The 11,614-nt window shown below is 64.0% G+C and carries 10 protein-coding genes; 8 read left to right on the top strand and 2 right to left on the bottom strand.

Features of this window, described 5'->3' with window-relative positions; translation table 11 throughout:
• The first annotated feature begins 17 nt into the window (after positions 1-17).
• From AC07WJ_RS30360 to AC07WJ_RS30330, 7 genes are all read left to right on the top strand, one after another.
• On the top strand, positions 18-1,223 hold the full coding sequence (locus AC07WJ_RS30360) for an ABC transporter substrate-binding protein (RefSeq protein ID WP_494938448.1): 1,206 nt from the start codon (positions 18-20) through the stop codon (positions 1,221-1,223).
• An 8-nt stretch (positions 1,224-1,231) separates the two neighbouring features.
• Entirely contained in the window at positions 1,232-2,095 is an 864-nt protein-coding gene (locus tag AC07WJ_RS30355) for a branched-chain amino acid ABC transporter permease (RefSeq protein WP_494938447.1), read from the top strand.
• Positions 2,095-2,997, top strand: coding sequence for a branched-chain amino acid ABC transporter permease (locus AC07WJ_RS30350; RefSeq protein WP_494938446.1), 903 nt, complete (start codon positions 2,095-2,097; stop codon positions 2,995-2,997). Before AC07WJ_RS30355 ends, AC07WJ_RS30350 begins: the two co-directional genes overlap by 1 nt.
• The gene (locus tag AC07WJ_RS30345) at positions 2,994-3,485 is read left to right on the top strand and encodes a GAF domain-containing protein (protein WP_494938445.1); all 492 of its coding nucleotides are present in this window, start codon (positions 2,994-2,996) and stop codon (positions 3,483-3,485) included. The genes AC07WJ_RS30350 and AC07WJ_RS30345 overlap by 4 nt, the downstream gene beginning before the upstream one ends.
• 43 nt (positions 3,486-3,528) lie before the next feature.
• Positions 3,529-4,764: a metal-dependent hydrolase family protein gene (locus tag AC07WJ_RS30340; RefSeq protein WP_494938444.1), complete on the top strand. Its 1,236-nt coding sequence runs from the start codon at positions 3,529-3,531 to the stop codon at positions 4,762-4,764.
• Between the two features lie 80 nt (positions 4,765-4,844).
• Positions 4,845-5,675 carry a nucleotidyltransferase domain-containing protein gene (locus AC07WJ_RS30335; protein ID WP_494938443.1) on the top strand — a complete coding sequence of 277 codons (831 nt, stop codon included), beginning with the start codon at positions 4,845-4,847 and terminating at the stop codon, positions 5,673-5,675.
• Positions 5,676-6,084: 409 nt separating this feature from the next.
• On the top strand, positions 6,085-7,008 hold the full coding sequence (locus tag AC07WJ_RS30330; protein WP_494938442.1) for a hypothetical protein: 924 nt from the start codon (positions 6,085-6,087) through the stop codon (positions 7,006-7,008).
• Between the two features lie 125 nt (positions 7,009-7,133).
• Here the strand turns inward: AC07WJ_RS30330 and AC07WJ_RS30325 are convergent, their stop codons facing one another.
• Complete coding sequence (locus AC07WJ_RS30325) at positions 7,134-8,912, bottom strand: methyl-accepting chemotaxis protein (RefSeq protein WP_494938441.1); 1,779 nt, start codon at positions 8,910-8,912, stop codon at positions 7,134-7,136.
• Positions 8,913-9,029: 117 nt separating this feature from the next.
• Positions 9,030-9,719: an HAD-IA family hydrolase gene (locus AC07WJ_RS30320; RefSeq protein ID WP_494938440.1), complete on the bottom strand. Its 690-nt coding sequence runs from the start codon at positions 9,717-9,719 to the stop codon at positions 9,030-9,032.
• 168 nt (positions 9,720-9,887) lie between these two features.
• On the opposite strand from AC07WJ_RS30320, the gene AC07WJ_RS30315 reads away from it, so the two are divergent.
• The gene (locus AC07WJ_RS30315) at positions 9,888-11,363 is read left to right on the top strand and encodes an NAD-dependent succinate-semialdehyde dehydrogenase (RefSeq protein WP_494938439.1); all 1,476 of its coding nucleotides are present in this window, start codon (positions 9,888-9,890) and stop codon (positions 11,361-11,363) included.
• Positions 11,364-11,614 lie beyond the last annotated feature (251 nt).

Raw genomic sequence — 11,614 nt, 5'->3', positions numbered from 1 at the left:
CCAGAGGAGTATCACCGATGTCACAGCACGACACGACACGCCGCGACCTCATGGCGGGCGCCGCCGCGCTTGCCGGCCTCATGGCCGTGCCGAGCCTCGCACGCGCCCAGGGCGCGCCGATCAAGATCGGCTCGCTGACGCCGCTGACCGGCGCCGGCGGCCCCTATGGCCCGGTCATGGTCAAGGCCATTAAGGCCGTCGTCGACGAGGTCAATGCCGCCGGCGGCGTGCTCGGCCGGAAGGTCGAGCTGATCTCGGAAGACGACCAGACCAGCCCCGAGGCCGGTGTGCGCGCCGCCCGCAAGCTGATCGACGTCGACAAGGTCTCGGCCATTCTCGGCACCTGGGCCTCGTCGGTGACGACCGCGGTCGCGCCGCTCTGCTGGGAATCCAAGACCTTCCTCGCCACCGTCTCCGGCGCCGACCCGATCACCGCCCTGCCGCATCAGGGCTATCTCGTCCGCACCCAGCCCAACACCACCCTGCAGGGCCGGAAATTCGGCGAATTCGCCCTCGAACAGGGCGCCAAGCGGGTGTTCTTCGTCTCGCCCCAGACGCCGTTCCAGAAGAGCCAGTTCGACAATATCACGCTCGCCGTGAAGGCGGCCGGCGGCGAGACCGGCGCGCTGATCTATGACGACAAGAAGCCGTCCTATCGCTCCGAGGTCGACGAGATCGTCCGCTTCCGGCCGGACGCCCTGGTGCTCGGCGGCTATGCCCCGGACACGACCGTGCTGCTGCGCGATCTCTACCGCGCCAGCTTCACGGCCAAGAAGATCGCCTTCGGTTATTCGGTCAACCAGAAGCTGGTCGAAAGCCTGCCGGCCGACGTGGTCGAGGGCGTCTTCACCATCTCGCCGTCATCGGCCGAGGGTTCGAAAGCCTATGAGCGGCTCGTCAAGCTGATCGGCGTCACCAACCCGGATCCCTACACCACCCAGGTCTATGACCAGATCAACCTGGTCCTGATGGCGATCGCGCTCGCGGGCGAGGCCTCGGGCACGGCGATCAAGGACAATATCCGCAAGGTCAGCCAGGCTCCCGGTGGACTCAAGGTCGACAATGCGCTGGACGGCCTGAAGGCGATCGCCGCCAAGCAGGCGGTCGATTATGACGGCGCCAGCGGCCCCTGCGACTTCCTGGATACCGGCGACATCGCCGATTGCCGCTTCCGCTACGAGCAGGTGAAGGCCGGCAAGATCAACCTCCTGAAGATCGCCTGAGGCCCGCCATGTCGATCGTAGCGCAGGCCATTCTCAACGGGCTGATGACCGGCACGCTCATCGCGGTGCCGGCCATCGGTTTCACCGCCATCTTCGCCGTCCTGCGCTATCCGAGCTTCGGGGTCGCCGCCTATGTCACCATTGGCGGCTTCGCCGGCTGGTTCGCCAACACCATGTGGGGCGCCGGCGTGCTGCCGGCGCTGGTCATCGCCTTTCTGGTCGCCGGCGCGGTCGGCGTCGCCGGCGAGGAAGGCGCGCTGCGCAGGCTCCGGCCGGCCGGGGCGCTGACGGTGGCGATCGCCACCATCGCGCTCAACCTGATCCTGGAAAACGTCGTCCGCTTCCTGTTCGGCAACGACCTGCGCGGCTACGACCTGCCGCTCAAGCCCGACCTGCGCTTTCTCGACCTCAGGGTCGGCCCGCAGCAGATCGAGAATGTCGTGCTCGCCGGCCTGGTCATGCTCGCGGTCTTCGCCTTCCTGCGCTTCACCCGCTTCGGCAAGGCGATGCGGGCCGTCGCCGACAATGTCGACCTGGCGCGCCTGAAGGGTATCGACCCGCAGGTGGTGGCGGTCACCACCTTGTTTCTCGGCGCGGGGCTCGCCGGCGTCGGCGGCGTGCTGCTGGCGGTCGACACCTCGATCGACCCGTTGACCGGCGCGCGCATCCTCCTGTCGGTCTTCGCCGCCGCCGTGCTCGGCGGGCTCGGCTCGATCCCGGGCGCGGTGGTCGGCGCCTTCGCGGTCGGCATCGCCGAGGAGTTGTCGCTGCTGGTCGTGCCGGCGACCTATCGCACGGCGATCGGCTTTGCCGCGATCCTGATCATGCTCACCTTCCGCCCGCGTGGCATCTTCGGCGAAAGGGCAGCCTGATGCTCTCCTATCTCCTGTTCACCCTGACCATGGGCGGCATCTACGCGCTGCTGGCGCTCAGCCTCAACCTGATCTGGGGTGGCGCCGGCATGGTCAATCTCGGCCTGGCCGGCTTCTTCGCGGTCGGCGCTTATGCCTCGGCGATCGCGACCTCGGCCGGCGCCCCGGTGCCGGTCGGCCTGGTGGCTGCGCTCGGCGCTGGCGTCGTCGCAGGCCTCATCGTCACCTTCGGGACCTTGAAGCTCCGGGACGACTATCTCGCCATCGTCACGCTCGGTTTCGCCGAGGTGGTGCGGCTGGTGGCGCTCAACGAACGCTGGCTGACCAATGGCTCCGACGGCATGTCCGGCCTGAAGGCGCCGTTCAAGGCCGAGCTCGGCACCCAGGGCTTCAACCTGTTCTATCTCGCGCTCGTCAGCATCGTCGTGCTCGCTGTCTGGGCGCTGCTGCGCCGGCTCGACCTGTCGCCCTTCGGCCGCTCGCTGAAGGCGATCCGCGAGGACCAGGAGCTCGCGGCCTTCGCCGGCAAACGCGTGCTACGCTTCAAGTTCCAGGCCTTCGCGCTGTCGGCGGCGATCGCCGGGCTCGCCGGCGCGCTCTATGGCCACTATCAGACCTACATCTCGCCCGACCATTTCCAGCCGCTGATCACCATCTACATCTTCCTGGCGGTCTCGGCCGGCGGCGTCGGCCGCCCGACCGGCGCGGTCATCGGAGCCTATGCGGTGGTGTTCTTCCTGGAAGCCACCCGTTTCGTCGCCGATATCGCCCCCGGCCTGCAGCCGGTGCAGATCGCCGCCCTGCGCGAGATGCTGGTCGGCGTCGCCCTCATCCTTGTCTTCTATGTCCGGCCGCAGGGCATCCTGCCCGAACGCATTCCGCCTGCCCCGAGGACCGCATGACCGATCATTTGCCCCATCTCCTGACCACGCTGGCCGAGCCCGGCCAGCCCACGCGGCTCTACAAGGCCCTGGAACTGGCCACCGCCGAACTCGTCGGCCACAAGCTGTTCACCTTGCTTTATGTCGACGGCCAGGACGTCGCACGGGTCTATTCGAGCAAGCCGGCCGAATATCCGGTCTCCGGCCGCAAGACCATGGGCGAGACGCCCTGGGGCAATCTGGTGCTGAAGGGGCGCAAGCCCTATCTCGGCCGCGACCGCGAGGGCATTCGCTGGGCGTTCTTCGACCATGCCCTGATCGAGAGCATGGGTCTCGGCTCGGTGATCAATATCCCGATCCTCTATGACGGCGAAGCCATCGGCACGATGAACCTGCTCGATGTCGAGGAGCACTATCGCGAGGAGCATATCGCGCCGGTCGCAAGGCTCAGCCCCCTGCTCATCCCCGCCTTCCTCGAAGCCCGGGCCGCCGCCCGGGCCAAATCCTGACGTTCGACGCCTGGCGTCCTACGCGCTGACCGGAGACAGTCCCGTGGCTTCCATCCTCCTGACCAATGCCCGCATCGTCGACGGCACCGCGCCGGAACGCGGCGACCCCGTCCAGGTGCTCATCGAGAACGACCGCATTCGCGAGGTCGGCAAGTCCATCGCGCCCGGCAAAGCGAAAGTGATCGACCTCGGCGGGCGCACGCTGATGCCCGGCCTGATCGACGCGCATGTCCATGTCGTCGCCTGCCTCGCCGATCTCGGCCGCAACGCCATGCTGCCGGATGCGGTCACCACGGTGCGCGCCTTCAAGCTGATGCGCGAAATGCTGCTGCGCGGTTTCACCACCGTGCGCGACGTCGGCGGTGCCGATCACGGCCTGGTGGCCGCCGCAGCCGACGGCTACCTGCCGGCCCCGCGCCTGGTCATCTCCGGCAAGGCCTTGAGCCAGACCGGCGGCCATTGCGACTTCCGCGGCCGCTACGACGACCGCACCGTCGAGCAGACCAGCTTCCGGCTCGGCCAGCTCGGCCGCATCTGCGACGGCATCACCGAGGTGCGCCGGGCCGCGCGCGAGGAGATCAAGGGCGGCGCCGACTTCATCAAGATCATGGCCAATGGCGGCGTCGCCTCGCCGACCGATCCGATCCATTTCCTCGGCTTCTCCCGGGAAGAGATCATCGCCATCGTCGAGGAGGCCCAGAATGCCGGCACCTATGTCTCGGCGCATCTCTATACCGACGCGGCGATCCGCCGGGCGGTCGAATGCGGCGTCCACTCGCTCGAGCATTGCAACCTGATCAAGCCGGAGACGGCCAAGCTCGCGGCCAAGGCCGGCGCGGTCGCCGTGCCGACGCTGGTCACCTATGACAAGCTGTCGAGCGAAGGCGCCAAGCTCGGTCTGCCGGCGACCTCCGTCGCCAAGGTCGACGACGTGCGGCTGGCCGGACTGGAATCGCTCGACATCATGCGCAAGGCCGGCCTCGCCATGGCCTATGGCTCGGACCTGCTCGGCGAGATGCATCGCCACCAGTCCGAGGAATTCGTCATTCGCGGCCAGGTCCTGCCGGCGCACGAGGTGATCGGCTCGGCCACCCATGTCGCGGCGAAGCTGCTGCGCCTGGAGGGCAAGATCGGCGTGGTCGCGGCGGATGCCCATGCCGACCTGATCGTCGTCGACGGCGATCCCTTGAAGGACCTCGCGCTGCTCACCCGCCAGGGCAAGCACATGCCCCTGATCATGAAGGGCGGCGAGTTCATCAAGCGCTCCAGCCTGAGCTGAGCTTGACCGCGCGCCGCGCCCGGCCGGCTCGAAAGGGCCGGCCGGCTGTGCGCCGCGTCGTCATGGGTTAATCTCGACAGATGACCGATCCGATCATCGAGGCCGTGACGCGCGCCCTGACACCGGTTTCCGGCCTGACCGCGCTGGTGCTCGGCGGGTCGCGGGCGCGCGGTACCGCCGGACCCGGCTCCGACTATGACTTCGGCCTCTATTACGATCAGCAGGCGCCGCTCGATGTCGCGGCGCTGAAGACAGCGCTGGATCCTTTGGTTGATAGCGCGGACGGCGCGCAACTGACATCGCCCGGCGAATGGGGGCCCTGGATCAATGGTGGCGGCTGGCTGTCGATCGGAGGCCGCAAGGTCGATCTGCTCTATCGCGACCTTGGCCGCGTGCGCGCCGTCATAGCAGACTGTTGGGCCGGCCACGTGTCGATGGACTACCAGCCTGGCCATCCGCACGGCTTCTGCTCGGCGATCTGGATGGGCGAGGTAGCGCTGTGCCGGCCGCTATCCGATCCAACCGGTATCATCGCCGCGCTCAAGCCATCGACCGTCCCCTATCCAGAAGCGCTGCGGCAGGCTTTGATCGCGCGCTTCCAGTGGGAGGTGCGCTTTGCCATAGACGTCGCCGCCACCGCCATCGCACGCGGCGAACAAACGCATATTGCGGGGTCGACCTATCGGGCTCTCGCCTGCCTGGCCCAGGTTCTGTTCGCCGCCAACAGACGCTACCTGATCAACGAAAAGGGCGCGCTGGCGGAAGCCGCCATCCTGCCGGCGGCTATTCCGGCCCTTGCCGAAACCACCACGGCGATCTGGTCAGCCATCGGCGCGCGCGACTTCAAGACGGCTCTGGAAGAATTGCGCGGGATCGCCGGGGCCATGGACGCGACGGTAGCCCGGGCCTGATCCTACAGCTTGTAGGGCATGCGCAGCCCGCCCCAATGCTCGCCGAGAGTCGAGCTCTATTATCTAATCCTTATTCGCCTCCCATTCGAGATATCCAAGCGCAAGGCGATTGCGCCATTCTGCTAAGCGCCGCAATGGGGTCGTTTCTGCCGGCGCGACACAACCATCCACAGCCAACGTTTCGACGAGACGACTCGGGTTTGAGGCTGCAGAAGAGCTTTTTGGAAGCAATCTCTTGCCCAGCGCTTCGAACGTCGCCCAACCAACCAATAACCCCGGCGCGTCTCGGCCCCCCCTCAGCAATTTCCCGCGACGATAATCTTCCGCTAACGGAATACATTTCTGCCGTGAAACGGAGTACGATACGTTCAATCGCATGGAGCCTGTAACACAGGTATCGATCGGCCATATGCTCGACCTCGCAAGACGCACAAATGAACTCTGGAGAAAGCACCTAACTTCGGACCCGAAAGCTCGGGTTGGCGTTTGCATCGACGAAATAATTGCGCACCGCGAATCTCTATATCGTGACCGCGAGACACTGCCACCAGCCTTAATGGGTTGGCTTTTTATATTAGATGAATTCATTTCATTTTTTATTAGCACGACCAGCTGCTTCGAAATAGTTGCGGTAAAATCAGAAAAGGCAAATAATGAAGATCGCGCCTTCATGGCCCTACTGGGATGTATGACATCTCAACTCATAGGAATAAGACACCTAATACTGGCAGGCCTGGACATTCCGGCAAAGCAAATACTTAGATCGCTTATCGAATACATAGATCTTTCAATACTACTATCCCTGCGGCCGGACTTAATTGATGAGTTTGTGTCTACTAACGAATTTGAAAACTCAAATGTATTCTGGCACAAGCACATTTCAAAAAGAAAAGCTCGGAATAAATTCTACATGCTACTCGATAAAATAATTGGACCAAAAAATACAAAAGAATGGCAAGAATGGAAAAATCAAGAAGATACAATTCTTAGCATATCCGTCCATCCCAGCTACACGGCTGCGTGCATGTCGCTCATTCCGAATATCTCTGACGTCAATGAAAATATTTACCCGGGATATCTTGGAGCTCCCGGATCTTTTTCCGTGCGAACAATAAAATACTGCGTAATATCACTCTTTGAATACATATGCGTTGGAAAGAAACCGGAATTTGATCGAGCCGAAGCTGTTTTCGATGAACACGAAGCAGCAGGGGAATTCCGGATCCACACCCAAATAGGCAGACACGTCCTATCAGATCTAATTTGCTACACCTTGGAGGAAGGCAGTCTTTGGAAAGGACATGATGTTATAAATATCGATATTGGAAAATAAAACTATAATTTTTAAGACGCAAAAATTGATCATTTTAATTTAAGAAAATATTAACAGAAAACAAAAATATCAATTTCTACTAAAAATATAAATTCTTTTGTTTTCATTGCTGATGCTAGCCGCAATCACAGCTTGTAGGCCATGCGCAGGCCACCCCAATGCTTGCCGAAAATGCGGATCGGCGCGTCGATCTCCTTCATCATCACGACCGTGCCGTTGCCCATGTCCCGGGCATAGGACTGGATCAGGAAGGGCCGGACGCTGCGCGCCGCGGTAAGGCCGGCGCGATCGTCGAAGATGCGCTTGTTGCGGGCATTGACGGCGTTCCAGGCCGGATCATCCGGCCGCTGCGGCTGCGAGCAGACCCTGTTGTGCACCGGCAAATAGGCGTTGCGGTCGACCGCCGCGCAAAAGGCCATGCGTTTGTCGGCGCCCAGCCAGCGCTCCTGGATCGCCGGCAGGATCGCCTCGAAAACGCGGAGATAGCGCGTGGTGTATTGCGACGGATTGGAGCCGGCGACTTCGGCATAGGCGTTGTCGAAAGCGTCCTCGCGGGAGAGCCGGCCGGCTTCGATCGCGGCTTCGATCGCCGCGCTGATTTCGCCGGCCGCCTCGACGGCCCGGCTGATCCGCACGGCATCGGCGGCTCGCAGTTCGGCAAGCTTGCCGTCGAGTGCGGTCTTGACCTGCCCGTCCATCTTGACGAACTGGCCGTGCAGGCCGAGCGACGATCTGGCGACGACCCGCAAGGTGAGCCGGCCGATGCCGGCCACGGTGCAGTCATAGGGGCCACTGTCCTTGAGACGGCCGGGATCGGGCACGGCGAGCAGCATGCCGCCCTCGGAAATGTCGACGGTGCGCGCCTCGAGCGCGACACCCTGGCCGGACATCCTGACGCCGATATCCGCGGGCAGGCGGTCGGACCGGCGGCGATCGCCGATGTCGGACTGGCGCAAGAAAATGGTGAAGCGCGAAGACAGCTTTTCGGTCAGCACCTGGGCGCGCTTGCCGGCCGCATCGGCCGCCAGCGAGGTGTCTTCGGCCTCGCGCGCGGCCGCGTCGATGGCGCCGGCGCCGGACGAGACCGTCTCGACGAAACGCGCCGTCTCGCCGGCCGAACGCGACAATTCGCCAATTGTCGCGACCTGCCCTTCCACGGCATTGGCGACGGACGCGAAGACCGGGCGGATCGCCTCGACGGCGCCGGCGATCCTCTGGACGGCGGAGATCGACGACTGGCTGTCGGCCTGTAGCTGCGCGATGCGCCGGGCGATCTCGTCGGTCGCTTTCTGAGTCTCGTGCGACAGCATTTTCACTTCGGTCGCGACGACGGCGAAACCCTTGCCGAGTTCACCGGCGCGGGCCGCTTCGATGGTCGCATTGAGTGCCAGGAGATTGGTCTGGCGGGCGATCTTGGCGATCAGGCCGACCACCTGGTCGATCTCGGCCGAGGAGGCGCGCAGGCTGTCGACGCTCAGAGAGGCACTGCCCGCGGCTTCGATCGCCTGGTCGGTCAGCTGCGTCGCCTGGCGCACCTGGCCGCCGATCTCGCTGGCGCTCCGGGTGAACTTCTCGGTAGCCGAGGCGAGCTCACGGGAGTTCTCCGAAGCGCTGGCGGCGAGGCCGTTCAGCGCGCCCGAGCGCTCACGAATGGCGGCGAGCGCCCGGGCCGCGGCGGCGGTGCCGTCGTGAACCCGGTCGGCCGAGACCGAGACGTCCCGAATGACCGCCATCAGATCGGACTCGACGAGATCGATGGTGTCGCGCACCTGGGCGATCTCGGCCTTGAGCCGCGCGATCTCCATCTCGGCTGCGCCCGGTCCGGCGACGGGCGAAGGTCCGGCCTCATGCGCATGCGCGGCGTCGCTCTTGCGGCGCCCTTTGAGCAGGTGGCCGAAGTCCATGGCGGTCTCCCCCCGGGCCCGGCATCGAAACACCGCACCCTTTGACCGCCGACCCTAGAAAGCTGAGGTAAATGACCTCTTAATATTTCACCTTCCCCTAGGGAATTTGTTCAAAAATCAGCCCTTGCGGCCGGCATTCGCCGCCAGCAATCGCGCGACGGTCGCCGGCAGGTCGTCATAGTGGTCGAGAATGACATCGGGGTTGAGCTCAGGCAGCGGAATGGCGGTATAGCCGCCGGAATAGGCGATGACGGGCACCTTCGCCGCCTGCGCCGTGCGGATATCGGTTTCGGAATCGCCGATCATCACGGCCTTCGCCGGATCGCCGCCGGCATCCCTGATGGTGAAGAGCAGATGATCCGGATCGGGCTTCCTGACCGCATAGGTATCGAAGCCGGTGACGACGGTGAAGCGGCGGGTCAGATCCAGCGCATCCAGCAACTTTACCGCCAGGCGGTGCAGCTTGTTGGTGCAGACGGCAAGCACCATGCCTTCCGCCGCGAAACGATCGAGCGCGGCGACAATGCCGGGGTAGGGCCGGCTGCCGTCGGCGATGCGCTTCTCGTAGGCCTCGACATAGCGGCCATAGACCCGCTCGATCTCGTCCTGCGTGCCGCCCCTGCCCTGCAGCTTGAGCGCCTTCACGATCATCGGCTTCATGCCATGGCCGATCAGGTTCTTGGCCTGGTCGAGATCGACGGGATGGAGGCCTTCCGCCTCCAGGAGCCAGGACAAAGTACCGATCAGGTCGGGATGGGTATCGACGAGCGTGCCGTCGAGGTCGAAGACGATGGTCGGGACGGTCATGGTCACTCGGGTGGTGAGATTTGGAAAAGGCCGCCCCTCATGCCGGATCGAGCCTCGCCTGTCACGCGCATCGCGCCTGCCCTGCGCAAGGCGGGATGCACCCGCACGGGACCGATGCTAGAGGACTTGCGCCGTAATCCGCATCGCCCGAACTGACCGGAGCTCCCCATGAACGCGCCCCTCAAATCCTCGCCCTTGCCGCTGAAGGATCCCTCGCTCCTCAAGTCGCAGTGCTACGTCAACGGCGAATGGATCGGCGCCGGCACCGACCCCGTGATCAATCCGGCGACCGGCCAGACCATCGGCCATGTGCCGCGCTTCGGCGCCAAGGAGGCCGCCGAGGCGGTCGAACATGCCGACAAGGCGTTCAAGCTCTGGTCGAAGACGACGGCCAAGGAGCGTTCGAACATCCTGCGCAAATGGTTCGACCTGATCATTGCCAATACCGACGACCTCGGCCTGATCATGACCGCCGAGCAAGGCAAGCCGCTGTTCGAATCCAAGGGCGAGGTCGGTTATGCCGCGTCCTTCGTCGAGTTCTACGCAGAGGAAGCCCGCCGCATCTATGGCGAGATGATCCCGACCCACCGCAACGACGCGCGCATCCTGGTGCACAAGCAGCCGATCGGTGTCTGCGCCGCGATCACGCCGTGGAACTTCCCGGCCGCCATGATCACCCGCAAATGCGCCCCGGCGATCGCCGTCGGCTGCGCCACCGTGATCAAGCCGGCCCCGGAGACGCCCTTGACCGCCCTGGCGCTGGCCGAACTGGCCCACCGCGCCGGTATCCCGGCCGGCGTGTTCAACGTCATCACCGGCGACGCCGCGCCGATCGGCAAGGTCTGGTGCGAGCATCCGACCGTCCGCTTCATCGGCTTCACCGGCTCGACCCCGGTCGGCAAGCTGCTGATGCAGCAGGCAGCGTCCACCGTGAAGCGCGTCGGCCTGGAGCTCGGCGGCAATGCCCCCTTCATCGTGTTCGACGACGCCGATGTCGATGCCGCCGTCGAAGGCGCCATGCTGTCGAAATATCGCAACATGGGCCAGACCTGCGTCTGCGCCAACCGCATCTTCGTGCAGGACAAGGTGCATGACGAATTCGTCGCCAAGTTCACCGCCAAGGTCCGCGAACTGAAGGTCGGCAACGGCCTCGATGCCGGCGTCACCCAGGGCCCGCTGATCAAGGCCGCGGCGGTCGACAAGGTCGAGAACCACGTCCAGGACGCGCTGGCCAAAGGCGCCAAACTGGAAACCGGCGGCCATCGCCACCCTCTCGGCCACACGTTCTTCGAGCCGACCGTGCTGTCCGGCATGACCTCGGACATGATCGTCACCCGTGAGGAGACCTTCGGGCCGCTCGCGCCGGTCTACAAGTTCAAGACCGAGCAGGAAGCCGTCGACCTCGCCAATGCCAGCCAGTATGGCCTGGCGAGCTATTTCTACGGCCGCGACATCGGCCGGATCTTCCGCGTCGCCGAGGCACTCGAATACGGCATGGTCGGCATCAATACCGGCCTGATCGGCGTCGATGTCGCACCCTTCGGCGGTGTCAAGGAATCAGGCCTCGGCCGCGAAGGCTCGCATCACGGCACCGAGGAGTTCCTCGAGATCAAATACATGCTGCTGGCCGGCCTCGACAAATAAGGCGCCCTGCCCAGCGCGCACGGCATGGCGCCCGCCCGCGGGCGCCATGAACCGCCGGACATTTCAGCGGCAAAAGAGCTCTCAACGTCGTGGATTATTGCCCGCGGCGCGCAATTCAGCGGCGACCCGATCGGCAGGCACTCATAGTGTCTTTCCAGCAGAGGTCTACGTCAAGTCGTGATTTCAGATCGTCTACATTGGAATAAGTATAAATCTTCCGACATCAATAATTCGCGTTGCCATTTCCTTTC

The sequence above is a fragment of the Phreatobacter sp. GW821-FHT04C01 genome (assembly GCF_059420385.1).
The sequence above is the reverse complement of the archived record's forward strand: the minus strand, read 5'-3'. Positions and strand labels throughout refer to the sequence as shown.